Source organism: Streptomyces sp. NPDC088157, from assembly GCF_044741545.1.
Lineage (GTDB): Bacteria > Actinomycetota > Actinomycetes > Streptomycetales > Streptomycetaceae > Streptomyces.
Genome location: NZ_JBIUSU010000005.1, coordinates 81,819 through 105,502, shown reverse-complemented (window position 1 = coordinate 105,502; position 23,684 = coordinate 81,819). Strand labels below are relative to the sequence as shown.

Annotated in this window: 24 protein-coding genes and 1 pseudogene; 15 read left to right on the top strand and 10 right to left on the bottom strand. The window is 70.9% G+C overall.

Going from position 1 to position 23,684, the window contains the following annotated elements; genetic code table 11:
- The first annotated feature begins 43 nt into the window (after positions 1-43).
- The 4 genes from ACIPFH_RS20475 to ACIPFH_RS20460 all read left to right on the top strand — a co-directional run bounded on the left by ACIPFH_RS20475 (position 44) and on the right by ACIPFH_RS20460 (position 5,985).
- Positions 44-1,255 (top strand): nitrous oxide reductase family maturation protein NosD, encoded by a 1,212-nt coding sequence (locus ACIPFH_RS20475; RefSeq protein ID WP_401828204.1) that lies wholly within the window; start codon positions 44-46, stop codon positions 1,253-1,255.
- Between the two features lie 124 nt (positions 1,256-1,379).
- Positions 1,380-2,756: a UDP-glucose dehydrogenase family protein gene (locus ACIPFH_RS20470; protein WP_401828202.1), complete on the top strand. Its 1,377-nt coding sequence runs from the start codon at positions 1,380-1,382 to the stop codon at positions 2,754-2,756.
- A gap of 656 nt (positions 2,757-3,412) precedes the next feature.
- Positions 3,413-4,564 (top strand): FG-GAP-like repeat-containing protein, encoded by a 1,152-nt coding sequence (locus ACIPFH_RS20465; RefSeq protein ID WP_401828200.1) that lies wholly within the window; start codon positions 3,413-3,415, stop codon positions 4,562-4,564.
- Between the two features lie 137 nt (positions 4,565-4,701).
- The gene (locus ACIPFH_RS20460) at positions 4,702-5,985 is read left to right on the top strand and encodes an FG-GAP-like repeat-containing protein (protein WP_401828199.1); all 1,284 of its coding nucleotides are present in this window, start codon (positions 4,702-4,704) and stop codon (positions 5,983-5,985) included.
- A 33-nt stretch (positions 5,986-6,018) separates the two neighbouring features.
- On the opposite strand, the pseudogene ACIPFH_RS20455 reads toward ACIPFH_RS20460, so the two are convergent.
- Positions 6,019-6,180, bottom strand: a pseudogene (locus ACIPFH_RS20455) (DUF397 domain-containing protein); the annotation flags it as partial.
- An 8-nt stretch (positions 6,181-6,188) separates the two neighbouring features.
- Positions 6,189-7,034 (bottom strand): helix-turn-helix domain-containing protein, encoded by an 846-nt coding sequence (locus ACIPFH_RS20450; protein WP_401828197.1) that lies wholly within the window; start codon positions 7,032-7,034, stop codon positions 6,189-6,191.
- Positions 7,035-7,214: 180 nt separating this feature from the next.
- On the opposite strand from ACIPFH_RS20450, the gene ACIPFH_RS20445 reads away from it, so the two are divergent.
- Positions 7,215-7,643, top strand: a complete 429-nt coding sequence (locus ACIPFH_RS20445) for an ATP-binding protein (protein WP_401828195.1) — start codon at positions 7,215-7,217, stop codon at positions 7,641-7,643.
- 58 nt (positions 7,644-7,701) lie between these two features.
- Here ACIPFH_RS20445 and ACIPFH_RS20440 read toward each other — a convergent pair whose 3' ends face one another.
- Complete coding sequence (locus ACIPFH_RS20440; protein ID WP_401828193.1) at positions 7,702-8,667, bottom strand: D-2-hydroxyacid dehydrogenase family protein; 966 nt, start codon at positions 8,665-8,667, stop codon at positions 7,702-7,704.
- 65 nt (positions 8,668-8,732) lie between these two features.
- On the opposite strand from ACIPFH_RS20440, the gene ACIPFH_RS20435 reads away from it, so the two are divergent.
- Together ACIPFH_RS20435 and ACIPFH_RS20430 are read left to right on the top strand one after the other, a co-directional pair.
- Positions 8,733-9,212: a DUF3052 domain-containing protein gene (locus ACIPFH_RS20435; RefSeq protein ID WP_401828192.1), complete on the top strand. Its 480-nt coding sequence runs from the start codon at positions 8,733-8,735 to the stop codon at positions 9,210-9,212.
- A gap of 124 nt (positions 9,213-9,336) precedes the next feature.
- Positions 9,337-10,230 (top strand): glycosyltransferase family 2 protein, encoded by an 894-nt coding sequence (locus tag ACIPFH_RS20430; protein ID WP_401829210.1) that lies wholly within the window; start codon positions 9,337-9,339, stop codon positions 10,228-10,230.
- A gap of 181 nt (positions 10,231-10,411) precedes the next feature.
- On the opposite strand, the gene ACIPFH_RS20425 is transcribed toward ACIPFH_RS20430, so the two are convergent.
- The gene (locus ACIPFH_RS20425; protein WP_401828190.1) at positions 10,412-12,160 is read right to left on the bottom strand and encodes a bifunctional 3'-5' exonuclease/DNA polymerase; all 1,749 of its coding nucleotides are present in this window, start codon (positions 12,158-12,160) and stop codon (positions 10,412-10,414) included.
- A 192-nt stretch (positions 12,161-12,352) separates the two neighbouring features.
- Positions 12,353-13,159, bottom strand: a complete 807-nt coding sequence (locus tag ACIPFH_RS20420; protein WP_401828188.1) for a Clp protease N-terminal domain-containing protein — start codon at positions 13,157-13,159, stop codon at positions 12,353-12,355.
- 131 nt (positions 13,160-13,290) lie between these two features.
- Here ACIPFH_RS20420 and ACIPFH_RS20415 point away from each other — a divergent pair, with 131 nt between their 5' ends.
- On the top strand, positions 13,291-14,490 hold the full coding sequence (locus ACIPFH_RS20415; protein WP_401828186.1) for a DUF2786 domain-containing protein: 1,200 nt from the start codon (positions 13,291-13,293) through the stop codon (positions 14,488-14,490).
- Positions 14,491-14,580: 90 nt separating this feature from the next.
- On the opposite strand, the gene ACIPFH_RS20410 is transcribed toward ACIPFH_RS20415, so the two are convergent.
- The 4 genes from ACIPFH_RS20410 to rpmB all read right to left on the bottom strand — a co-directional run bounded on the left by ACIPFH_RS20410 (position 14,581) and on the right by rpmB (position 16,748).
- Positions 14,581-15,126: a DUF4232 domain-containing protein gene (locus ACIPFH_RS20410; RefSeq protein ID WP_401828185.1), complete on the bottom strand. Its 546-nt coding sequence runs from the start codon at positions 15,124-15,126 to the stop codon at positions 14,581-14,583.
- Positions 15,127-15,441: 315 nt separating this feature from the next.
- Entirely contained in the window at positions 15,442-15,981 is a 540-nt protein-coding gene (locus ACIPFH_RS20405; RefSeq protein ID WP_401828183.1) for a hypothetical protein, read from the bottom strand.
- Between the two features lie 225 nt (positions 15,982-16,206).
- A complete protein-coding gene (gene rpsN / locus ACIPFH_RS20400) occupies positions 16,207-16,512 on the bottom strand; it encodes a 30S ribosomal protein S14 (protein WP_401828182.1) in 306 nt (101 codons plus the stop codon).
- Complete coding sequence (gene rpmB / locus ACIPFH_RS20395; RefSeq protein ID WP_401828181.1) at positions 16,512-16,748, bottom strand: 50S ribosomal protein L28; 237 nt, start codon at positions 16,746-16,748, stop codon at positions 16,512-16,514. The genes rpsN and rpmB overlap by 1 nt, the downstream gene beginning before the upstream one ends.
- 74 nt (positions 16,749-16,822) lie before the next feature.
- Here rpmB and rpmG point away from each other — a divergent pair, with 74 nt between their 5' ends.
- From rpmG to ACIPFH_RS20370, 5 genes are all read left to right on the top strand, one after another.
- The gene (rpmG, locus tag ACIPFH_RS20390; protein ID WP_189926964.1) at positions 16,823-16,987 is read left to right on the top strand and encodes a 50S ribosomal protein L33; all 165 of its coding nucleotides are present in this window, start codon (positions 16,823-16,825) and stop codon (positions 16,985-16,987) included.
- An 8-nt stretch (positions 16,988-16,995) separates the two neighbouring features.
- Positions 16,996-17,259: a type B 50S ribosomal protein L31 gene (locus tag ACIPFH_RS20385; protein ID WP_401828179.1), complete on the top strand. Its 264-nt coding sequence runs from the start codon at positions 16,996-16,998 to the stop codon at positions 17,257-17,259.
- Entirely contained in the window at positions 17,256-18,404 is a 1,149-nt protein-coding gene (locus ACIPFH_RS20380; protein WP_401828177.1) for a CobW family GTP-binding protein, read from the top strand. Before ACIPFH_RS20385 ends, ACIPFH_RS20380 begins: the two co-directional genes overlap by 4 nt.
- Positions 18,405-18,406: 2 nt before the next feature.
- Positions 18,407-18,643 carry a 30S ribosomal protein S18 gene (rpsR, locus tag ACIPFH_RS20375; RefSeq protein WP_401828175.1) on the top strand — a complete coding sequence of 79 codons (237 nt, stop codon included), beginning with the start codon at positions 18,407-18,409 and terminating at the stop codon, positions 18,641-18,643.
- Between the two features lie 1,312 nt (positions 18,644-19,955).
- On the top strand, positions 19,956-20,174 hold the full coding sequence (locus ACIPFH_RS20370; protein WP_052183895.1) for a DUF397 domain-containing protein: 219 nt from the start codon (positions 19,956-19,958) through the stop codon (positions 20,172-20,174).
- Between the two features lie 129 nt (positions 20,175-20,303).
- Here the strand turns inward: ACIPFH_RS20370 and ACIPFH_RS20365 are convergent, their stop codons facing one another.
- Complete coding sequence (locus ACIPFH_RS20365; protein ID WP_356248102.1) at positions 20,304-20,789, bottom strand: ATP-binding protein; 486 nt, start codon at positions 20,787-20,789, stop codon at positions 20,304-20,306.
- Between the two features lie 374 nt (positions 20,790-21,163).
- Here ACIPFH_RS20365 and ACIPFH_RS20360 point away from each other — a divergent pair, with 374 nt between their 5' ends.
- Both ACIPFH_RS20360 and ACIPFH_RS20355 read left to right on the top strand, forming a co-directional pair.
- Entirely contained in the window at positions 21,164-21,988 is an 825-nt protein-coding gene (locus ACIPFH_RS20360; RefSeq protein ID WP_401829208.1) for a helix-turn-helix domain-containing protein, read from the top strand.
- Positions 21,989-22,111: 123 nt separating this feature from the next.
- On the top strand, positions 22,112-23,572 hold the full coding sequence (locus tag ACIPFH_RS20355) for an aldehyde dehydrogenase family protein (RefSeq protein WP_356248100.1): 1,461 nt from the start codon (positions 22,112-22,114) through the stop codon (positions 23,570-23,572).
- The last annotated feature ends 112 nt before the right edge of the window (positions 23,573-23,684 follow it).

Below are 23,684 nucleotides of genomic sequence, written 5' to 3'. Positions count from 1 at the left end.
CCCTCTGCCGACTGCCCGACCGGACGGACCGGAGTTGCCGCCCATGTCTTCCACGCCGCCCATGCCCTCGACCCCGCCGGCCGACCCGCCGCCCACTCCTGAAGGCGGTCGCTTCCGGCAGCCGGCCGTCTGGCTGGCCGGAGGCGCGTTCCTGGTCGCCCTGGCCGCGCTCGTCGTGGCGGTCTCGGGTGGCGGCGGAGGGGAACCGAAGGTGACGGCCGGGGCGAGCACCGCGGGACCCAGGGCCTCGGCGACCGAGGTGCCCCCGGCCGAATCCGGCCCGTCCGCCCTGCCGACCCGGTCGGGCGGCGCCAAGGCCCCGAGCTCGAAGGCCACCAGCGGCTCGGTACCCGACTCCGCGGTCACCTGCCCGGCGTCCAACGTCAAGGTGAAGGACACCGCCACCCTCGAACAGGCCCTCGCCCAGGCACGGCCCGGCGACAGCATCTCCCTGGCCAACGGAACCTACGCGGGCAACTTCACCGCCGAGGCCTCCGGTACGGAAGCGAAGCCGATCTTCCTGTGCGGCGGTTCCGGGGCGGTCATCGACGGCGGCGGCACGGACGACGGGTACGCCTTCCACCTGAACCACGTCGGCTACTGGCGGTTGGTCGGCTTCACGGTCCGCGACGCGCAGAAGGGCGTCATGGCGGACGGCGTGGTGGGCACCGTCATCCAGGGCCTCACCGTCGAGCAGATCGGTGACGAGGCCATCCACCTGCGCGACTTCAGCTCGGACAACATGGTCCGGGGCAACACCGTCCGCACCACCGGGCTGCGCCGTGAGAAGTACGGCGAAGGCATCTACATCGGCACCGCCAAGTCCAACTGGTGCACCGTGAGCAACTGCGAGACCGACACCAGCGACCGCAACGTCGTGCTCGGCAACCACATCAGCGACACCACCGCCGAGTCCATCGACATCAAGGAGGGCACCAGCGGCGGCAAGGTCATCGACAACACCTTCGACGGATCGAAACTGAGCGGCTCCCACAACAACGACTCCTGGGTCGATGTGAAGGGCAACGGCTGGCTGTTGCAGGGCAACACCGGAAACCACACTCCGCAGGACGGCTTCCAGACCCACCAGATCGTCAACGGATGGGGCACCGGCAACACCTTCCGGGGCAACACCGCGAACGTGGACGGGCCCGGCTACGGCTTCCACCTCACGTCCGACGGCAACAAAGTCACCTGCGACAACAAGGCGAACGACGCGGCCGACGGCCTCGCCAACGTCGCCTGCACCTCCTGACCACCACCGCTCCACCGCCTTCCGCTTCCCCCGCTTCCCCGCTTCCCCGTGTTCCCCGCTCCCGCAGGCCGCCACCGGCTCGTGCGGCGGGCGAACACGCCCGGACACACCCCTGGAGACCACCGTGACCTCTTCGGACGACGCATACAGACACGACACCCGCAGCGACGACACCACGACGAACGCTCCCCGTCTCACCGTCATAGGCACCGGCTACCTCGGCGCCACCCACGCCATCTGCATGGCCGTCCTGGGCTTCGACGTCCTCGGCGTGGACGTCGACCCGGCCAAGATCCAGCGGCTCAACTCGGGCGAGGTGCCCTTCTTCGAGCCCGGCCTCCCGGAACTGCTCGCGAAGGCCCTCGACACCGGCCGGCTGCGGTTCACCACGAACTTCGCCGAGGCCGGCGAGTTCGGTGACGTGCACTTCATCTGCGTGGGCACCCCCCAGCAGCCGGGCTCGTACGCGGCGGACATGCGCTACGTCGACAGCGCGGTCGGCGAACTCGCCCAGCACCTGCGCCGACGCACCCTCGTGGTCGGCAAGTCCACCGTCCCGGTGGGCACCGCCGCCCGGCTGACGGACCTCGTCCAGCGGACGGCACCGGCCGGGACGGACGTCGAACTCGCCTGGAACCCGGAGTTCCTGCGTGAGGGCTACGCCGTGGACGACACCCTGCGGCCCGACCGGCTCGTCTTCGGTACGGCGTCGGAGTGGGCCGAGGAGCAGCTGCGCGCCGCCTTTGCCCCGGTCATCGCCCAGGGCACCCCGGTGGTCGTCACCGACCTGCCCACCGCCGAACTGGTCAAGGTCGCCGCCAACTCCTTCCTCGCCACCAAGATCTCCTACATCAACGCCATGGCGGAGGTCTGCGAGGCCACCGGCGCCGACGTCACGGGTCTGGCCACCGCGCTGGCCTACGACGACCGGATCGGCGGCCGTTTCCTCAAGCCCGGCCTCGGCTTCGGCGGCGGCTGCCTGCCCAAGGACATCAGGGCCTTCACCCACCGCGCCGAGGAACTGGGCGTCGGCCAGGCCGTCTCCTTCCTGCGCGAGGTCGACGCCATCAACCAGCGGCGCCGGGCCCGCACGGTGGACCTGGTCCGTGAACTCGTCGGCGGAGAACTGGCCGGCGCCCGGGTGACCGCGCTGGGGGCGGCGTTCAAGCCCAACTCCGACGACATCCGCGACGCTCCGGCGCTGGATGTGGCCAGAACGCTGCACCAGGCCGGCGCCCAGGTGACCGTCATCGACCCGGCGGCCACCGAGAACGCCCGGCGCGCCTACCCGGACCTGACCTACGGCACGGACGTGCTCGGCGCGGCCGCCGGAGCGGATGTCGTGGTGCTGCTCACCGAGTGGACCGAGTTCCGGGAGATCGACCCGCATGCGATGGGCGCGGTCGTGGCCCAGCGCCGCATCGTGGACGGGCGGCACGCACTCGACCCCGTCCAGTGGCGCAGCGCGGGCTGGGAGTACCGCGCGCTGGGCCGCCCCTGATCGCCTGCCGGACAGGCGTGGTGCGCCGCCGAGCCCTTCGTGGCCAAGGGTTTGCCTGACCGGGCGGACCCGGCCAGGTACCCGGAGGACGGTCGAACGCGATGCGTTGCCGGTCTCCGGCAGTGCCGTCAGTCGCCGTGTCCCAACGTGACGAGCGCATCGAAGCTCCGGTCGACGCCGGTGACCGGCCAAGTCTCCGGCGTCGTGCGGAGCTTCGTCGTACTGCGGTGCCGTCAGAAGACGCCCTTGTACGCCCCCACCCCGTGGCGATCTTCACACGGGGATCCCTGGCGAAAGGCTGCCGAGAACGCGAGCGATCCACTTCGCCTGCTCGGCCCGCAGCGGCCTGATGCCTGACCTGTCGGCCCAAGGGTCTCCGCGATCCGCCCCCTCGGCGTCGCACCGGCCGCACCGGCGCGACGGAGGCGCCGCGCCACCCCGTCGGACTCCGGAACTCCGGTGCCACTGACGGCTGTTGTGTGTGTGCGAGGGTCGCGGTGTGTCTATCATGCACACAACATTCACAGGTTCGAGGCATGCGCGCCCCGGACACAGCGCACCCCGGGGGAAACTGAGTGCGTCCGACTTCTTCGCGTGTCCTTCGTGGTGTTCTGACGGCAGGTGTCGCAGCCGGAGTCATCGCGACCGCCGTCACCGTGCCCGCCCAGGCCGCGAGCGGGTACGACCGTTGCCCGTGGGACAGTCTCTGTGTCTTCAGCGATCCGCTGGGCAAGGGGCAGATGCTGGTTGTCAAGGGCAGCATGCTGAAACTCGGCGCGTGGGACAACCGCATCAGCTCCTACGCGAACCACACCGAATGGCCGGTGTGCTTCACCGTCGCCGCGGGGCTCGACCCGTGGGAGGGCGCCTCCCACTACTACCCGGGACGGGGCTCGTTCGACGAGAGTGCGACGCCCGAGCTCGACAACGCGGTCAGCTCGCTCGACTGGGGGCCCGAAGCGGACCATTTCTGCGCGAGTGAGAGCCGGTACGCGGTCTACCAGTGGGACAACGAGCCGAGGCCCAGGCCCGCCGTGCTTCCCGAGCACGGGACCTTCGGCGATGTCAACGGCGACGGGTACGCCGACCTCTTCTCCCGTAACAAGTTCGGGCAACTGTGGACGTCCCACGCGTCCGGCAGCGCGGGCAGGACCCGGCTCGCCGGGAGCGGCTGGAACGTCATGACGCAGCTGATCCGGCACGGTGACTACAACGGGGACGCCAAGGAGGACGTGTACGCCCGTGACAAGACCGGGGTGCTGTGGTTCTACCCGGGCCGGGGCAACGGCTCCTTCGGCACGAGGGTAGGGGTCGGCAGCGGTTGGAACGCCATGCGCGACATCGCGGCCGCAGGCGATCTGACGGGCGACGGCAGGGCGGATCTGCTCGCCGCCGACGGTGCGGGCGCCCTGTGGACGTATCCAGGCGACGGCAAGGGTTCCTTCGGGGCGCGGAAGAAGGTCGGCGCCGGGTGGAAGGTCATGAACGAGCTTGTCGGCGCGGGCGACATGAACTCAGACAGGCGAGCCGACCTCGTGGCCCGCGACACCGCCGGGAAGCTGTGGTTCTACCCCGGCAACGGCAGGGGCGGCTTCCGCACCCGCAAACTCATCGGGACCAGTGGCTGGAACCGGTTCACCGAGCTCGTCGGCCTGGGCGACGTCACCGGTGACGGGCGGCCCGACCTGATCGCACACGCCCCGCGCGAGACCTCGCTGCGCGTCTACCCGGGAACCGGTGCGGCGGACGGCGGCCTCAAGGCCGCGAAGATCCTCGGCACCCTCCCGTCGGGCATCCGGGTCTTCTGACCGACGCTCGGTACCGCTGCCACTGCCGCCCAGAGGCCGCAACCCACCTCTGTGACTGATTCCCGACTGCTTCCGGTCCGGTGGTTCCGGTCCGGTACGTCCGGGCCCGAGCGCCCGGACTGAACGGAGACCGATTCATGCTTCGCACCTCCCTGAGTCGACGTGCCCCGGGCGAACTCCCTTCGCTCGGGCGTACCGCCGCCCGGCGAACCCTCGGCGCCACGGTGGCCCTCGCCGCGTCCATGGCCACGTTGGTCGGCACGGCCCCGCAGGCGGCGGCCACGGACAACTCGGCCCGCTGCCCCTCGGGGAAGCTGTGCCTCTTCCAGTACGGCCAGTACAAGGGCGAGATGAAGATCGTCCCGTCGAGCCAGGCCGCCCTGGGCGGTTTCAACAACAAGACCTCGTCGTTGGTCAACAACAGCGGGAAGTGGGCGGTCGCGTACACCGGCTCCAAGTACACGGGCAGTGACACGCTGCTCATCGGCCCGCACAACGGAGCCATCGATCTCACCGGCGGTGCGTTCGGCGGTGCGTTCGACAACAAGATCAGCTCGATCCGGGTCGCCACCACCGAGTACGAAGTCGTCCAGGGCGTCCCCTGGATGGACTGGTACCGCCAGCCGGAGGAAAAGCGGCCCGAGGGACTGCCCGACGTGGCCCGTTTCGGGGACATGAACAACGACGGACATCCCGATCTCCTGGAGCGTGCGGCTGACGGCCGGCTGTGGTTCCTCTCGGGCATCGGCAGTGCCGACGGCAGCACCAAGGGGAAGCTCGTCGGGAGCGGCTGGAACGTCATGACGCAGCTGATCCGGCACGGTGACTACAACGGGGACGCCAAGGAGGACGTGTACGCCCGTGACAAGACCGGGGTGCTGTGGTTCTACCCGGGCCGCGGCAACGGCGGCTTCGGCACGAGGGTGCGGGTCGGCAGCGGATGGAACACCATGCGCGAGATCAACGCGGCCGGAGACCTGACCGGTGACGGCCGCCGGGATCTGCTGGCCCGCGACACCGCCGGAAAGCTGTGGCTGTACCCGGGCAAGGGCAACGGCGTCTTCGGCACCCGCAGGATCAGCGGCAGCGGCGGCTGGAACGCCGTGAACCAGCTGGCCTCACCGGGTGACATGACCGGCGACGGCAAGGGCGACCTGCTGGCCCGCGACGGATCACGTGCGCTGTGGCTGTACCCGGGCAACGGCAAGGGCGGGTTCGGCGTGCGGAAGAAGCTGCCCTACGCCTGGCCCAGCGACGAGCCGGTGATCGCGACCGGTGACGTGAACGGCGACGGACTGTCCGACCTCATGCGGCCCATCGACTTCCAGGTCTTCGTCTACCACGGGAACGGCAGGGGTTCCGTCAGCGGCCCGAACGCCGACATGCTCTGGGACAACGCGACCAACGTCCGCGTCTTCTGACGCGACGGGGGCCCGGAGCCGACGTATGCCGGACAGGAGGTGGGCGAGGGCGGCGGGGGTGGTGGCGATGACCGTGGTCGAGTCGTCGCTCTCGCGGAGGTGGAGAGTCGTGGGAGTGGAGGCGAGTTCGAGGCAGGCATTTCCGTCTCCGCTTCCGGAGAAGGAGGACTTCTGCCAGTCGCCGGGCGTGTTCATCGGGTGCCTCACACTTCCCTCGCCAGCTTGTGGATGAAGTCACGCGAACGCTCAGAGGTGAGCGATGCGGCTTCCATCCTATGAAAGAGCGTTCGAAAGCGGCCGAGTTGAGCTTCGGAGTCGATGAAGGCTGTTCCGTGCGGTCCGTCGCGTACAACCGTGTCCAGTTCGGGGACCACTCCACCTACATACACCATGGTGCTGTCGGCGCCGGCAAAGTCGTCGAGGTCGAAGGGGATGATGCGCACGGTGACGTGTTCCCTTTCGGAGAGCTCCAGGATGCCGGCGAGCTGAACGCGCGCCGCTGCTCGGTCACCCACCCTGATGCGGAGCGCCGCCTCGTGGATCACGGCCGTGTAGGGAGTCGGTCGCTCCAGGACGACGCGTCGTGCCAGCCGGTGCTGGACACGCAAGTCCAATTCGGGTGAAGGGAGTTCCGGTACCCGGTAACCAAGGATTCGGCGGGCGTAGGCCTCGGTCTGGAGAAGCCCCGGGATGTGCAGGAAGCTCACCTCCCAGTAGTGGGTGGCGTGATGCTCCAGCTCTGACAGGTCCAGGAATGCGTTGGGGAGTGAGCCCCGGTACTCCTCCCACCAGCCGTATGTCCGCTCCGTCGCCATGGTTGCCAGTGCGGTGGTCAACTCCGCGTCTGTGCAGGCGTAGTTGGCTACGAGCCGTCGTACGGTCTCCTCGCTCACGCCCGCCACGCCGGACTCGATCTGACTCAACCGCCCTGCGTCGGTGCCCAGCAGTGCAGCAGCCTCACGTCCCTTGAGTCCTGCCGCCTCGCGGAGTTTGCGGAGTTCAATGCCGAGCCGTTCCTGACGTGCAGTCACCTGCGTTCTGCGGGCCACGACTTCCTCCTTGACTCGTTCGGGGGTCAGATTAGGGCAACGGCTTGCGGGGGACCAAGCTTGGACCCTACCGTCGGTGACGCAACGCACACGCCGCGGAAGCGCACCGCTCCGTCCTGCCAGGACGGCAGAGGCATGCCACCGCGCGCGACGTCCCCCACCCCCACCTGGAGCTGCCCCATGCCCGAAACCGGCGAGCCCACCCCCACCCCCGATTCCTGGGAGTACTCCCTCTACATCCCCACCGACCCGAGGGCGGTCACCGTCTGCCGTCGCACCCTGCGTCTGATCCTCACCCTGCACGGGCTCATCCACCTCGTCGACACAGCGGAGCTGCTCGCCTCGGAGCTGGTCTCCAATGCCGTACTGCACACCAAGGGCCCCGCCTGTCTACGTCTCCGCTTCCGGGACGGCGTCCTGCAGATCGGCGCCTGGGACGCGGACCCCGAACCGCCCGAGCCGCCGTGTCGGCCGGAGGGGATGACCGACGCCGAGAGCGGCCGCGGCATGGCGCTGGTGCGAGCCTGCGCCGACGTCTGGCACTGGCAGCCGCCGTCCCGGATGGGGCACCGGGGCAAGCTCGTGTGGTGCGAACTGAACGCGGCGTAGTTCGTCGATCACATCGGACGGAGAGGAGAGCGATTGCCGGCTCGTCACGGGCCGGTCGTCAGCGCAGCACCCGCACCGGCGCCCCCGCCAGATACGCCCGGATCCCCTCCACGGCCTGCCCGTAGTACCGCTCGTAGTTGGCCCGGGACACATACCCCAGGTGTGGAGTCGCCAGCAGTCGCGGAGCGCTCCGCATCGGGTGGTCGGGCGGCAGGGGCTCCACGTCGAAGACGTCGACGCCCGCCCCCGCGATACGGTTTCCCCGCAGCGCCGCCAGCAGCGCGTCCTGGTCGACGATCGCCGCCCGTGAGGTGTTCACCAGGTACGCCGTCGGCTTGAGGAGGGCCAGTTCGGCGGGGCCGAGCAGCCCCCGGGTGCGCTCACCCAGGGCCAGGTGGACCGAGACGAAGTCGCTCTCGCGCAGTAGCTCCTCCTTCGACGAGGCGAGCCGCACACCCACCTCCGCCGCCCGCTCCTCCGTCAGGTTCCGGCTCCACGCGCTCACCTCCATGCCGAAGGCGAGGCCCACCCGCGCCACCAGACTCCCGATCTTCCCCAGACCCAGGAGCCCGAGCCGCCGCCCGTGCAGGTCCGTGCCCACCGTGGACTGCCATGGGCCGCCGTCCTGCAGAGTGGTGCTCTCCTGCACCAGGCCGCGCGCGAGGCCCAGCAGCAACGCCCATGTCAGCTCTACCGGAGGAGTCGAGGAGCTTTCCGTACCGCACACCGTCACGCCGTTCGCCTTCGCCGCCGGGTGGTCGATCACCGAGTTGCGCATGCCGGAGGCGATCAGCAGCCGCAGCCGGGGGAGACGGTCCAGCAGCGTCGCCGGGAAGCGGACGCGCTCCCGCAGGGTGACCACACAGTCGAAGTCGGCCAGCGCCACGGCGAGTTCGTCCTCGTCGCCGAAGTGGTCGGTGAAGGAGACGACCTCCACCTCCTCGCCCGACACCGGTGCCGACCAGTCGGCGAAGGTCGTCGCGACGTTCTGGAAGTCGTCGAGTACGGCACAGCGGAAGGGCACGGCGTTTCCTCCAGGTGAGGTGATTCCGACCGGGGGCGGGTCCGGTCCGAGGCTACGGTGAGACCGTGAGCGACTCGGCCGCGGCCGGCGGCTACTCCGGCACCCCCCTCGCCAAGAAGCTCGGCGTCAGGCCCGGCCACCGGGTGCGGCTGCGGCACGCCCCGCCCGGCTGGGACGTCCCCGGACTCCCGGACGACGTCCGCCTCGCCCCCGGCGGCCCCCGCGACGCCGACATCACCGTGGCCTTCTACCGCAGCCACGCCGACCTCGCCGCCGAGACCGCGACCCTGGTCCGCGAGCTCGCCGACGACGCCATGCTCTGGATCGCCTGGCCCCGCAAGGCCGCCGGCCACGTCAGCGACGTCACCGAGAACGCGCTGCGCGACCTCTTCCTCCCGCTCGGCGTCGTGGACGTGAAGGTCGCGGCGCTGGGGGAGGACTGGTCCGGCCTCAAGTTCGTCCGTCGCAGGGAGAACCGGCGCGCGGTGGGCCTGTCCCGCCAGCGGCGGCTTGGCCAGAACCGGCATGAAAGGGAAGCAGAATGAGGTGGTGGCGGAGCAACGTCCGCACCTGAGGCAACATCTAGGTGAACGACGGGCCCGCGCGTTGGACGGGACGCGGCCGCGTCGAGGGCCGGACGGAGTGAGGGACGTGGTGGACGTGGGGCCTGTGGCGGAGCCGAGGATCGCCGTTGCCGTGGTGACCATGGGGAACCGGCCCGTCGAGGTCGACGCGCTGCTGGAGTCGGTGGCCAAGCAGGACCTGGCGCCCGCCCGCATCGTGATCGTCGGCAACGGCTGCGAGCTCCCCGAGTTCGCCCGCCGCCTCTCCCTGCCCGGCGAGGTCACCACGATCGACGTCGCCGAGAACCTCGGCTGCCCCGGCGGCCGCAACGTCGCCCTCGCCCGCCTCCGTGAATACGGCGATGTGGACGTCGTGGTCGAACTCGACGACGACGGGCTGCTCGTCGACGCCGACGTGCTGCGCCGCGTAGGCGACCTGTACGCCGCCGATCCGCGCCTCGGCATCGTCGGCTTCCGCATCGCCGACGAGCACGGCGAGACACAGCGTCGCCATGTGCCGCGGGTCGGCGCCTCGGACCCGATGCAGGGCGGATACGTCACCGGCTTCCTCGGCGGCGGCCACGCCCTGAGCATGCCCATGCTCGCCGAGACCGGCGACTGGCCCGCCGAGTTCTTCTTCGCGCACGAGGAGACCGACCTGGCGTGGCGGGCCACCGACGCCGGCTGGAAGATCCTCTACGCACCCGAGCTGCTGCTCCAGCACCCCAAGACCTCGCCCGCCCGGCACGCGATCTACCACCGCGTCACGGCCCGTAACCGGGTCTGGCTGGTCCGGCGCAACCTTCCCCTGCCCCTCATCCCCGTCCACCTGGGTGTCTGGATCGCCGTCACCCTCCTGCGCACCCGCTCGCTCGGCGGTCTCAAGGCCTGGTTCGGCGGGTTCGCGGAGGGCGTGCGAAAGCCGGCCGGACACCGGCGGCCCATGAAGTGGCGGACGGTGTGGCGGCTGACCCGGCTGGGCAGGCCCCCGGTCATCTGATCGCCCGCCCCGCCCCCTCACTCGCCCCGCCGCCCTCACTGGCCCCGCCGCCCTCTCGCCCCGCTCCCCTCACTGGCCCCGCCAGCTCACTTGCCCAGCCCCCTCACCTGGCCCGCCGCCGCGCTCGCCCCCCCCGGGCTCGTTCGCCGCCCCGCGCCCGCCTCTTCCGCCCCGCCGACGCTCACTTGGCGTCGGCATAGCACTCCACCACCGCCGTCGTGAACGGAAACCGCACCGGCGTCTCCCCGAACGTCAGCCGCCCGGCCAGGTCGGACGCCTCCTGGATCGCGGCGACAACCGTCTCGGCCTCCTCCTCGGGGCAGTGCACGATCACCTCGTCGTGCTGGAAGAAGACCAGCTCGGCCGCCATCCCGGCACAGGTGCGCCGAAGCGCGGCGAGCAGCAGCAGTGCCCAGTCGGCGGCGCTGCCCTGGACGACGAAGTTGCGGGCGAACCGGCCACGCGCGCGTGCGTTGCTGGACGCGTACCCCGGCACCCACTGCCGGTCGTCCGAGTTCTCGTCCTCTCCGCCGGAGCCGCCTGGGCTGCCAGAACCACCACGGCCGCCGGGACCGCCGGAGTCGATGGGGATGCCGGCCTCCTCCGTCCCCTCGTCGCCCGTCCCGCTCGCCGGTGGGCAGGTCCGGCCGAGCCAGGTCCGCACCAGCCGGCCCTCCTCGCCGGCCCGGGCCGCCTCGTCGACGTATGCCACCGCGCGGGGGAAGCGGCGGCGGAGCGCGGCGAGGTTCTTCAGGCCGTCACCGGAGGTCTGGCCGTAGACCGCGCCGAGGACGGCGAGCTTCGCCTGGGCGCGGTCGCCGGAGAAGGCGCGGTCGGAGACGGACTGGTAGAGGTCGGTCTCCCGGCCGGCGACCTCCATCAGACCGGGGTCGCGGGAGATCGCCGCCAGCACGCGCGGCTCCATCTGGTCGGCGTCGGCGACGACGAGCCGCCAGCCCGGGTCGGCGACCACGGCCCGCCGGATGACCTTGGGGATCTGGAGGGCGCCCCCGCCGTTGGTCACCCAGCGCCCGGTGACCGTCCCGTGCGCGAGGAACTCCGGCCGGAACCGCCCGTCCCGCACCCAGTCCTGCAGCCAGGACCAACCGTGTGCCACCCAGATGCGGTACAGCTTCTTGTACTCGATCAGCGGCTTCACGGCCGGATGGTCGAGGGACTCGATCTCCCAGCGCCGGGTGGATCTGATCCGGATGCCGGCCTGGGCGAAGGCCTTGACCACGTCGGCGGGCAGGTCGGGGCGGACCCGGCGCCCGAACGCGGTCGACACCTCGTCGGCCAGCTCTGCCAGCCGCCGGGGCTCGCCCCCGCCCGCGTACCGCTCGCCGAGCAGGTCGTGCAGGACCGCGCGGTGCACGTCCGCGCTCCACGGCAGCCCGGCCCGGTTCATCTCGGCGGCCACCAGCATCCCCGCCGACTCGGCCGCCGTCAGCAGCCGCATCCGCGCCGGGTGTTCGGCCCGCTCGTGCCGCCGCTGCTGCTCGGCGTAGACGGCCAGGAGATCGTCGAGCGGCAGCCGGACGGCGGTGTCCTGCGCCTCGAACAGCGAGGACTGCGCGCCGGGCGCGGCGGAGCGCTGCGGCGGGTCGGGCGGTACGGGACCGCCGCGCAGCCTGGCCAGCGCGGCGGCCGCCGAGCGGGGCTCTCCGGACCGCCCCTCGTGGCCCAGGAGGAGAGTCTCGGCGTCCTCGACGTCGTAGCACCGGTCCACTCGCACCCCCGTGGCGAGCAGTCGCGGATACACCTCGGCCGTGGAACGCCAGACCCAGCGGGTGACGTCGGGCCGCTCGCGCACGGCCCGCGCCAGGTCCGTCTCCCGCAGCACCGGCCCCGCGGGCAGCCCGCCGGGACCGAGGGGAGCGAGTTCCACGCCACCGTCCTCGGCCGGAGCGAGTGCCCACCGGTCGGCCATGCTGCGAGTGTGGCAGGACGGTCTGACAACGGCCCTGGCGAAGCTCCTGACAGTGTCCCTGGCAACACCCCTGGCGAAGCTCCTGACAACGGTCCTGGCAGTGTCCCTGGCAACACCCTGGCAAGGACCACCCCGGCACGACCCGCGGCCGCGGCCCCGCTCCTCCTGCCCCTGCCACCGTCACCGCGTCTGCTACTGCTGCTGCCGGGGCCCGTCCTGCCCCTCCTCCTGCCCCTGGTCTCCCTCCTGGCCCAGGCCCTGCCCCGCGTCCTGCTGCGGCTGCACCGAGATCGCGGCCAGGGCCTTCGCCACGTACCGCTCGGTGCCGGTCTTGTCGATGCCGAGACCGCTGAGGACGCCCTCGCCGTTCTCGAACTCCAGTAGCGCAAGCAGGATGTGCTCGGTGCCGATGTAGTTGTGGCCGAGGCGGAGCGCCTCGCGGAAGGTGAGCTCCAGGACCTTCTTGGCGTCCGGTCCGTACGGGACCAGCTCGGGCGCGTCCTCGACGGCCGGCGGGAGCGCGCCGGTCGCGGCCTCGCGGACCGCGTCCAGGGAGACGCCCTGCTCGACGATCGCCTTGGCCGCGAGGGCCTCCGGCTCGGCGAGCAGGCCGAGGACGAGGTGCGCGGGCAGTCCCTCCGCGTTGCCCGCGGTCCTGGACGCGCTGTGGGCGGCCATGACCACACTCCGCGCGCGGGAGGTGTAGCGGGTGAAGCCCTGGTTGGCGTCGAGGTCGGCGGACTCCTTCGGCACGAACCGCTTCTGGGCGGCCTGCCGGGTGACGCCCATGCTGCGGCCGATGTCGGTCCAGGAGGCGCCGGAGCGGCGGGCCTGGTCGACGAAGTGGCCGATGAGGTGGTCCGCCACGTCGCCCAGGTGGTCGGCGGCGATGACGGCGTCCTGGAGTTGGTCGAGCGGCTCGTTGTGGACCTTCTTGATGGCGTCGATGAGGTCGTCGAGACGGACGGACGCGGTGGTGCCGGGTCGTGAGGTCGTCATGTGTCAACCCTAGGTTGACAGTAGCAGGGTGTCAACCCAAGGTTGTCAGTCTCTCGGCTCCCGTCGGCTCCCGTCAGGTCCCGTCGGACTCCCCCGGGTCTCGCTGCCGCGCCCCGTGACACGATCGACCGGTGAGCAGCACCGACCACAACAGCCCCGGCGACGACCACGGCAGCCCTGGCGACGACCCCTCCGGCACCGTGGAGCGCGCCTTTCGCGCTGCCCTCTACGACACCGCCGACACCGCCCTCGACACCGGCGCGTCACTCCTCGCCGCCGACCCCGCGGCGGACGCCGAACTGGCGCGGCGGGGAGTGGAGTTCGTGGCGGCTGCCTGGCGGCGTGGCTGGCAGCCCGCCGACCTCGTACGGCTCGTGAGGCGCGAGCTGGACGACGTCCACATCGCTCTCGTGACGGCGCTGATCCGTGCTCGGGCGCGCGACGACCGGGCGCGCGGCCGGCGCTGGGCGGCCCAGCTTGCGGATCTGTCCGCCGACGCTCCGACTCCGTCCGCCGCCGAGCGTTTCGCGCCCACCGCCGACCGCTTCTCGCACGCCACCACGGTCCTGGAGCTCTACCGCCTGCTGCTGCGCCTGCCCGCCCTCGAACCCCTCCGGGAACAGGAGCCGCACCGGCGCTCCCGCCCGGCCTCCGACTCCCGGATGCTCACCCGGATCCGCGCACTGCTCGCCAAGGCCGAGGCGACCGGGTTTCCGCAGGAGGCGGAGGCGCTCACCGCGAAGGCGCAGGAGCTGATGGCCCGGCACAGCGTCGACGAGGCGCTGCTCGACGCCCAGGCGCACGACCCGGACGCGCCCGGCGCCTGCCGGATCGGCGTCGAGCCGCCGTACGAGCAGGCCAAGGCCGTGCTGCTGGACGCGGTCGCCGGAGCCAACCACTGCCGGGCGGTGTGGAACGAACCCTTCGCCTTCTCCACGGTCGTCGGCTTCGAGGCCGACCTGGAGGTGGTGGAGTTGCTCTACACCTCGCTGCTGGTGCAGGCGCAGTCCGCGATGGCCAAGGCGGAGGCGGCCCAGCGGGCCGGCGGCCGTCGGCGGACCAAGACGTTCCGGCAGTCCTTCCTCGCCGCCTACGCCCATCGCATCGGTACCCGGCTCGGTGAGGTGACGGCCGCCGCCGAGACCCGGGTGACCGACGAACTGCTGCCGGTCCTCGCCTCCCGCGAGGTCGCGGTCACCGCCGCGACGGACCGGATGTTCCCGGAGACGGTCTCGACCCGTCTGCGCGGGATCACCGACGAGGCGGGCTGGACCGAGGGCGCCGAAGCGGCGGACCGGGCCCGTATGCGGTCCCGGCCCCGGCTGCCGTGATGCCCCGACTGTGATCGGTGCTCGGCGGATCCGGCGGACCCGACGTGAGTCGGTGTCCGGCGGACCCGACCTGAGTCAGGACTCGGTGGATCAGTCGCCCGCCTGCTGGAAGGCGCTCACCGTCGCGTCCGGCACCTTGTCGCTCTTGAGGCTGACATCGCCGTACGACCAGGGGAAGCTCTGGTCGGCCGAGGCGCCCGGCAGGCCGTACTTCACCGTCTTGACGGCGAGGCTCTTGTCGCCGCCTTCCTCGCCGCGCACATAGGTGATCGTGAAGGAGGCGGTGCCCTGCGCCGGAAGGGGCAGCGCCTGCGCCTTGGCGGCCTCGTCCTTCGCCACGGTCACGGAACCGCCGTCGGCGGTGAGCTCGACGGTGGGGAAGCCGTCCAGGGTGCATTCCGCACCCTTGTTGGTGAGCGTGACGGTGACGTTGCCGCTGTCACCGGCGCCGGGCGCGGCGTTGACGGGGCCGACCTCCTGGCCGAGGTCGCTTGCGGCGCAGGTGGTGCCGGTCGTGCCGGTGGCAGCGGCGCCCTTGCTCTTGTCGTTGTCGGAGCCGCTGTCGTCCCCGCCGCCGCAGGCGGTGAGGAGCAGGGCCGCGGCGAGAGCGGTGACGGTGATGGGAACGGCGCGCATGAGTGGTCCCTCGGGTCTTGTGACGGTGCTCGAAGGATCATCACGCACGCGTGCGCGCGATCGTCGCGCGCCCCCGCCCTCGCGACCGCTTCACCACCCGAGCCGCGCCCGGTCGTCCGGACCGAATCCGGCCTCCGCGCCGCCCGAAGCCGTTCTCGGCTCGCCCGGTCTTCCGGACCGAATCCGGCCTCCGCGCCGCCCGAAGCCGTTCTCGGCTCGCCCGGTCTTCCGGACCGAATCCGGCCCCCGGGACACCCGATGCCGTTCTCGGGGCTGCCCGATGTCGTCCCCGGCTATCCGAAGCAGTCCTTCGCGCTACCCGAGGCCGGGCGTCGGCAGCCCCGAGGGCCACTGGCCGCCCTCCGCCTTGGCGAACGCCTCCTTGCCGACCGCACCCGACCAGGTGACCTCGAGGGACTTCGCGTCGACGGAGCCGACCATGCCGGTTGTCCGGTCGCTCTTCCCGCTGGTGCACTTGAGGTGGATCATCTGCATGCCCGCCTCCTCGCCGGCGGTCCCGCTGCACACGGACCCGCCGGTCACGAAGAGGGCGGCCTGCTTCCCGGTGATGATCAGGGCGACGGCCTTGCCGTCCGTCGTGGCGAGCCAACTGCCCTCCAGCTCACCGGAGGCGGACACGGAGGACGAGGCGGAGTCCGTCGCACCGCCCGTGCCCCCGGTGTCCCCGGTCGCCGTCGTCGTCGGTGTCGGTGTCGCGGAGGAGCCGTCGCCGGACCCTCCGTCGTCACTGCACGCGGTCAGCATGAGCAGACCCGCCAGCGTGGCGGCCACGGCGGCGGCCGTGGCCCGCGCCGGCCGACGGGACGCGCCCCGTGAGAAGTTCGCCGAAGTCACTGCAAGCTCCCAAGCTGTAGCCGGCCGGCCCGGTCGACCGGACGGACCGTAAGGACCGCAAGCACCGTAAGGACCGCAGCAAGCTACCAGCAAGTCCCGGCAGAACCCTGGGGCCGGCCTGTGACCTACCGGGAAGGATCCGTCGGAATCCCACCGCGTGTGCTGATCGGAACGTCCTACCTGGGAGGTATGCCGGAGGGCGCACCGGCGGGCCCGTCGGAAGGCCTACCAGGAGGATTTGCGCACTCCTGGGAGATGCCCCGCGTGCGCCTGCTCCCGCAGACTCACCCGGGACAGCCCGAACGTCCGCAAGTACCCGCGCGGGCGCCCGTCCACCTGGTCCCGGTTGCGCACGCGGGTGGCGCTCGCGTCCCGCGGCTGGGCGCGCAACTCCCTTTGTGCCGAATCCCGTTCGACCTGCGTCGACATCGGCCGCCGGATGATCTCCTTGAGCTCGGCCCGCCGTGCCGCGTACCGCGCGACGACCTCCCGCCGCGTTTCGTTCTTCGCGATCTTGCTCTTCTTCGCCATCAGACCCGCACCCCCCGCGCGCGGACGCGGGCCACGGCCGCCTCGACGCCGATCGTGTCGACGGTCTTGATCCCCTTCGTGCTCAGTCGCAGTCGTACATGGCGGTTCTCGCTCGGCAGCCAGTAGCGCCTGGACTGGATGTTGGGGTCGAAGCGGCGTGAAGTGCGCCGGTGGGAGTGGGAGATGCGGTTGCCGAAGCCCGGCTGGGCGCCGGTCAGCATGCAGTGCGCGGACACGGGTGACGTACCTCTCCTCGGTCGATGCCAGGATCGATGATGCTAATGGAATTCATTTTCAGTAAGGTAGCAGCATGGCACGCAACGAACTCCGCCCGGTCATCAAGCTCCGGTCCACGGTGGGAACGGGCTACACCTACGTGACCCGCAAGAACCGCCGCAACGACCCGGATCGCCTGACCCTCCGCAAGTACGACCCCGTCGTCGGCCGTCACGTCGACTTCCGAGAGGAGCGCTGACCGCCGCCATGCGCAAGGGAATCCACCCGGCCTACGGTCCCGTCGTCTTCCGTGACCGCGCCGCCGGCTACGCCTTCCTCACCCGCTCGACGCTGTCCGCCACGGCGGGCGGGAAGACCGTCGAGTGGGAGGACGGGAACACCCACCCCGTCGTCGACGTCGAGATCTCCGACGTCAGCCACCCCTTCTACACCGGTACCGCCCGCGTCCTGGACACGGCCGGCCGGGTCGAGCGCTTCGAGCGCCGCTACGGGAAGCGGGGTGGGGCGTGAGCCTGTCGGTCGTGATCGTCGGCGGGCTGCACGTCGATGCCCGCCGGACGACGGTCGCACGCCTGCTCACCGACGTCTCCGGCAGCGTCGTCCTCCACCACGACCTCTCGACGGCCGCGGCGGGCACCGTCGTACGGACCGTCAGCGACGCCACCGGCATCCTCTCCGCCGGTGAAGCGCCCCTGGTCGACGACTGCGCCTGCTGCGCCCTGCGCGAGGATCTGGTACCCGAGCTGCGTCGCCTCGCCGACGACGGCACCACGCGCCTCGCGGTCGTCGAGCTGTGGGACTCCGTCGAGCCCAAGGCGATGGCCGAGGTGGTCGTGGCCGGCGGGCTCACGGTCACCGGTGTCGTCACCGCCGTCGACCCGGCGCTGCTCCTGCCCTGCCTCGGCAACGGCGACGATCTCGCCGAGTGCGGTCTCGCCGCGGCCGCCACCGACCGGCGCACCGTCGCCGACACCTTCGCGCGACAGTTGGAGTACGCGCCCGTGCTGGCCGTCGTCGACTCCGAGGACGCGGACGACGAGGACCGTGAGCTGCTGGCACAACTGCATCCGACGGCCCGCCAGGTCCGGATCGACCCCGCCGACGGTGCGGATGCACGATCCCCCCTCGTCCGGGCGGTGCTGGCCGGTTTCGACGTCGAGTCGGCCGCCGCCGCTCAGCATCCGGCCTGCGCCCGGCTGCCCGCCGAGGCCGACGCGCACGGGGTGAGCACCCTCGTGTGGCGCCGGCGTCGCCCGTTCCATCCGGAGCGGCTGTACGCGGCGCTGGAGGACCTCACCTGCGCCGCCGCCCGCAGCCGGGGCCGGTTCTGGCTCGCCGACAAGCCCGACGTCCTGCTCCACTGGGACGCGGCCGGCGGAGCCCTGTGCGTGGAGTCTTCCGGCCCTTGGCTGGCATCCCTGCCCGACGCGGCCTGGGACCTGGTGCCGCCGGTGCGCCGTGCCGCCGCCGCGCTCGACTGGCACCCCGAGCACGGCGACTGCTGCCAGCACCTGGTCTTCACGTCTCCCGGCCTCGACCGTGACGGCCTGGCGCGAGTCCTGGAGTCCTGCCTGCTCACCGATGCCGAGTACGCCGCCGGTCGCGCCGCCTGGAAGCGGTTGCCGCCGGCCTTCGACACCCTCCTGGAGGTCTGACCGTGCCCCGCGAGACCGAGCGCCGTCCCGCCAAACCCCGCCCCAACCCCCTCGACCAGGCCGGGATCACGTACATCGACTACAAGGACACAGACCTGCTGCGGAAGTTCATCTCCGACCGAGGCAAGATCCGCGGCCGCCGAGTCACCCGCGTCTCCGCCCGACAGCAACGCCAGTTGGCCCGGGCGATCAGGAACGCCCGGGAAATGGCCCTCCTCCCGCCCACCCCCAACCGCTGACCCAGCCGCCCCACAGCCCCACCGGCGTCGGCGCCCTCACGCGGTCGCTCCCCTCCGGGCCGAGCCCGCCGGACCCCCAGCTCCGGGCAGGCCGGAATCCCTCGGTCGCGAGAGCAGGCAGGAGTCGGTATCCGGCAGGTGAGGGTCTGGCAGCCCCGGCAGCCGAGGGCCTGCCAGTCCCGGGCAGGCGAGGGTCTGGCGGGGGCTGGCAGGCAGGAGTCCTTCGGTACCCGGCAGGTGAGGGTCTGGCAGCCCCGGCAGCCGAGGGCCTGCCAGTCCCGGGCAGGCGAGGGTCTGGCGGGGGCTGGCAGGCAGGAGTCCTTCGGTACCCGGTAGGCGAGGGTCTGTCGGTCCCAGGCGGGCGAGGGTCTGGCGGTCCCGTGCGGGCAGGGCCCGCCGGCCCCGCGCGCAAAGGCTGGGTTCCCGCCCGCATCTGTCCTGTACGCGTCCTCCCCGTCCACCCGCGCCCCGCCCGGGAGCGGCGCCGGCCGTACCGCCGCCCGCGCCGACTCCGTACGGCACACCCTTCATCCGTACGAGCAGATCCACCTCTGCCGTCTACTCATCATGGTCGCCAGAACCCGCCACAACTCCGACGACAACACGGCCCGTTCCTCATGCGCCGAGCCACCCCACCCCGCCCCCGCGGCCGACCTCACGGTCCTGCGCGGAGGCGGCGGCTTGTCGCGGGCCTTGTCGCGGACGATCGTCGGCGTCGAGGAGGGGGCCGGTCGCGGGCGGGGTGCCGGCCAGGTCGTGTCTTGGTCGGGCGGACAGGTGCCGGAGGTTTTCGACGGCGGGCGCGAGGCCGGGGGCAGGCACGACCACCCCATCGCGCGCCTTCCTTCGCACCGGCGCGCAGCGCCCGGAACCACATCCGGAGCCCTTTCCAAAGCCACCCCCTGCCGCGCCGAGCGGATGACGGGCGTCCGCCGGAACCACCCCTTTCGGGACTGCCCCATCGGGGACGCCCTGCCTCTCGACGGCGATCCCATCGGCCGTCGACGGAACACGACGGCCGTGTCGCGCGTCTCCTAAGGCGCGAGTAGTTCGATCCGGACCACTTTCACGAGGGCGTGACGGTGGCCGGTCGGCCGGACGCGCGGGGGCGGAACGGCGGGTAAAGCGGGCGTCAAAGCTGTAACCGCGCAAGCACCCCGCGTGCACGTGCATCTGCTCATGCGACTGCATATGAACGGGGCTATGATCCGGGACAGTTGACCACGGCACCAATGGCCACACGAGCCAGTGCACCACCAGGGAGCGACCTGTGGACCACCACGTTGACGGGGGGCACGACGTGTACAACGGCATGACGGCCACACAGCTGTACGGGGTTGCCTGGCAGAAGAGCCGGCACAGCAACTCGCAGGGTTCGTGCGTGGAGTTCGCGCGGCTGCCGGGCGGTGACGTGGCCGTGCGCAACTCGCGCTTCCCGGACGGTCCGGCGCTCGTCTACACCCGCGCGGAGATCGAGGCGATGCTGCTCGGCATCAAGGACGGCGAGTTCGACCATCTGATCGCGAGCTGACGCCGACGTCCCCCGACATCGCCACCCTCGACTCCTTCACGCCCTCGCCCGCCCGTCATGTCGGAACTGTCGCCGGAAAACGGGTCGCAACGCGCGTAGAACCGAGGCGTCAAGGCGCGCCGCGGTTCTTCATTCGGCAGGTGTGTGCAGCCGGAAGAGCGCCCAGACCACCTTGCCGCCCAGACTGCCGGACAGCGGGTGCCAGCCCCAACTGTCGGCGAAGGAGTCGACCAGGAACAGACCGCGCCCCGATTCCGCCGAGAAGTCCTCGCTCTCGCGCGGCAGCGGACTCTCGCGACTCGGGTCGCGCACCGCGCACACGAGCCGTTCCGTCCATCGCATCAGGTGCAGTCGAACGGGAGGATGCTGCTGGTCCGGAACGTGCGGGACGTCGTCGGAGGACAGCCCGTGTCTCAGTGCGTTGGTCACCAACTCGGAGACGACCAGACAGACGTCGTCGAAACGGTCGCCGACGTCCCACTGGCCGAGGGTCCTCTTGGTGAACTGCCGTGCCTCGCGCACCGCTTCGAAGCGGGCGGGCAGAGCGCACGAGGCGGCGTTGGACACGGCCGCGGGATCAAGCGGCGGAAGGCCCTGCCGTAACGGCTCGAGCATGGTCGATCCATTCGTCCCCATGCGAGGCACTCCCGGGATTCGCGGTCGTTGCGATGCAGCGGTGGCGCGAGACCATGGTTTCCGATGCGCCCTGCGGATGCAAGGGCAGATGCACGTGCACGTGACCGAAATGGACCCGCCCGTACCGCTTCTTGGCCATTTTTTCCGCCAACTTCCCGCCCAACAAAGGCACTTCTCTTGCAATCCCCTCACTGGTCCCTCGCATCGCGCTGTACGTATCCTTTGACTTCTTTCCATCTCTGTAATCGGACGAGTACTGCTCGAAGTGTTTTGGTGGCAGACTGCGGCCCCTAGGACGGCTGGGGAGGCTGGCGAACGTGAGCGCGGGAGAGCCCGGATCGGTGGTGCGGCGGATGCTGCTCGGCTCGCAACTACGGCGACTGCGTGAGTCACGCGGCATCACCCGCGAGGCGGCGGGCTACTCGATCAGGGCGTCGGAGTCGAAGATCAGCCGGATGGAGCTGGGCCGGGTGAGCTTCAAGACCCGGGACGTGGAGGACCTGCTGACGCTGTACGGCATCTCGGACGACACGGAGCGCCAGGCGCTCGTCGGACTCGCCCGCGAGGCCAACGTGGCGGGCTGGTGGCACAGTTACTCGGACGTCCTGCCCAACTGGTTCCCCACGTACGTGGGCCTGGAGGGCGCGGCCGCGCTGATCCGGGCGTACGAGGTCCAGTTCGTGCACGGCCTGCTCCAGACCGAGGCGTACGCCCACGCGGTCGTCAGCCGGGGCATGAAGGGTGCGAACGCGGCCGACATCGACCGGCGGGTGGCGCTGCGTCTGGAGCGGCAGAAGTACCTCGTCGCGGAGAACGCCCCCGACTTCCACATCATCCTCGACGAGGCGGCCCTGCGCCGGCCGTACGGCGACCGCGAGGTGATGCGCGGGCAGCTCCAGCATCTGATCGAGATCTCCGAGCGCCCCAACGTGCGGCTCCAGGTCATGCCGTTCAGTTTCGGCGGGCACTCCGGTGAGTCCGGCGCCTTCACCATCCTGAGCTTCCCGGAGTCCGATCTCCAGGACGTCGTCTACCTGGAGCAGCTCACCAGCGCCCTCTACCTCGACAAGCGTGAGGACGTCACCCAGTACGAGCAGGCGCTGAAGGAGCTCCAGCAGGACAGCCCCGGACCGGACGAGAGCCGGGACCTCCTGCGCGGACTGATCCAGCTGTCCTAGGGATTTCCCTGGGGCACCTCCGGTAACCGCCCCAACTCCCTTGAAACCCCCGTACGATGACGTGTGATCAGATCGTGATGCCGATCGATCGCAGCCGATCGCAGCAGGGGATTGAGGGATCACATGTCGTCCTACTTCACGGACCTGGCTCAGCAGTACATCGACGGTAAGTGGCGTCCGGGGACGGGGTCCTGGGACATCATCGACTTCAACCCCTACGACGGCGAGAAGCTGGCCTCGATCACCATAGCCACCGTCGAAGAGGTCGACGAGGCCTACCGTGCCGCCGCCCGCGTCCAGAAGCAGTGGGCCGCCACCAACGCCTACGCCCGCCGCTCGGTCTTCGAGAAGGTGCTGCGGCTGGTCGAGGAGCGCGAGGCGGAGATCAGCGAGATCCTCGTCGCCGAGGCCGGCGGCACCTTCGGCAAGGCCGCCTTCGAGCTCCACCTCGCCAAGGAGTTCCTGCGCGAGTCGATCCACCTGGCGCTGCGCCCCGAGGGCCGCATCCTCCCCTCGCCGATCGACGGCAAGGAGAACCGCGTCTACCGGGAGCCGGTCGGCGTCGTGGGCGTGATCAGCCCCTTCAACGTGCCCTTCCTGCTGTCGTTGAAGTCCGTCGCCCCCGCGCTGGCCCTCGGCAACGGCGTGGTGCTCAAGCCGCACCAGAACACCCCGATCGCCGGCGGCACCGTGATCGCCAAGCTCTTCGAGGACGCCGGTCTGCCTCCGGGCCTGCTGAACGTCGTCGTGACCGACATCGCCGAGATCGGTGACGCCTTCCTGGAGCACCCGGTCCCGCGGGTCATCTCCTTCACGGGCTCCGACAAGGTCGGCCGCCATGTCGCGACGGTCGCCGCCTCGCACTTCAAGCGGTCCATCATCGAACTCGGCGGCAACAGCGCGTTCGTCGTCCTCGACGACGCCGACGTCGACTACGCGGTCGACGCGGCCGTCTTCAGCCGCTTCGTCCACCAGGGCCAGGTCTGCATGGCCGCCAACCGGATCCTGGTGGACCGCTCGCTCGCGGACGAGTTCACCGAGAAGTTCGTAGCCAAGGTGAGGACCCTCAAGGCCGGCGACCCGCGCGACCCGCAGACGGTCATCGGCCCGGTGATCAACTCCTCGCAGGCGGAGGCCGTTTCGAGCGTCGTCGAGCAGGCCGTCGCCGAGGGCGCGAACGCGCTCCTGCACGGCACGACCACCGACAACCTCGTCGAGCCCTCGGTGCTGGCCGACCTGCGCCCCGACTCCGCCCTGCTCCAGCAGGAGGTCTTCGGCCCGGTCGTCTTCATCAACACCTTCGACGGCGAGGAGGAGGCCGTACGCCTGGTCAACGACACGCCGTACGGCCTGAGCGGCGCGGTCCACACGGCCGACATCGAGCGGGGCGTCGCCTTCGCCAAGCAGATCGTCACCGGCATGTTCCACGTCAACGACGCCACCGTCCACGACGAGCCGATCATCCCCTTCGGCGGCGAGAAGAACTCCGGAGTCGGCCGCCTCAACGGTGAGACGACCCTGGAGGCCTTCACCACCACGAAGTGGATCTCGGTCCAGCACGGCCGCAGCGGTTTCCCGTTCTAGTCCCGGTCGCCCCCTGGTCGTACGCGGGACCCTTACGGACGGAAGCCGACCGCAAGGGTCCTGAGCGGCGCCCGGGGCCTGTCCCGGCCGCCGCTCCGCCGGAAGGCCCCAC

What these genes read in the sequence shown, in the direction of transcription:
- ACIPFH_RS20365 (WP_356248102.1), bottom strand. Translation starts at nt 20,789, where the DNA reads ATGCTCGAGCCGTTACGGCAGGGCCTTCCGCCGCTTGATCCCGCGGCC.
- ACIPFH_RS20355 (WP_356248100.1), top strand. Translation starts at nt 22,112, where the DNA reads ATGTCGTCCTACTTCACGGACCTGGCTCAGCAGTACATCGACGGTAAG.
- ACIPFH_RS20425 (WP_401828190.1), bottom strand. Translation starts at nt 12,160, where the DNA reads ATGGCCGACCGGTGGGCACTCGCTCCGGCCGAGGACGGTGGCGTGGAA.
- ACIPFH_RS20370 (WP_052183895.1), top strand. Translation starts at nt 19,956, where the DNA reads ATGACGGCCACACAGCTGTACGGGGTTGCCTGGCAGAAGAGCCGGCAC.
- rpmG (WP_189926964.1), top strand. Translation starts at nt 16,823, where the DNA reads ATGGCACGCAACGAACTCCGCCCGGTCATCAAGCTCCGGTCCACGGTG.
- ACIPFH_RS20475 (WP_401828204.1), top strand. Translation starts at nt 44, where the DNA reads ATGTCTTCCACGCCGCCCATGCCCTCGACCCCGCCGGCCGACCCGCCG.
- ACIPFH_RS20460 (WP_401828199.1), top strand. Translation starts at nt 4,702, where the DNA reads ATGCTTCGCACCTCCCTGAGTCGACGTGCCCCGGGCGAACTCCCTTCG.
- ACIPFH_RS20445 (WP_401828195.1), top strand. Translation starts at nt 7,215, where the DNA reads ATGCCCGAAACCGGCGAGCCCACCCCCACCCCCGATTCCTGGGAGTAC.
- rpsN (WP_401828182.1), bottom strand. Translation starts at nt 16,512, where the DNA reads ATGGCGAAGAAGAGCAAGATCGCGAAGAACGAAACGCGGCGGGAGGTC.
- ACIPFH_RS20410 (WP_401828185.1), bottom strand. Translation starts at nt 15,126, where the DNA reads ATGCGCGCCGTTCCCATCACCGTCACCGCTCTCGCCGCGGCCCTGCTC.
- ACIPFH_RS20420 (WP_401828188.1), bottom strand. Translation starts at nt 13,159, where the DNA reads ATGACGACCTCACGACCCGGCACCACCGCGTCCGTCCGTCTCGACGAC.
- ACIPFH_RS20360 (WP_401829208.1), top strand. Translation starts at nt 21,164, where the DNA reads ATGCTGCTCGGCTCGCAACTACGGCGACTGCGTGAGTCACGCGGCATC.
- ACIPFH_RS20385 (WP_401828179.1), top strand. Translation starts at nt 16,996, where the DNA reads ATGCGCAAGGGAATCCACCCGGCCTACGGTCCCGTCGTCTTCCGTGAC.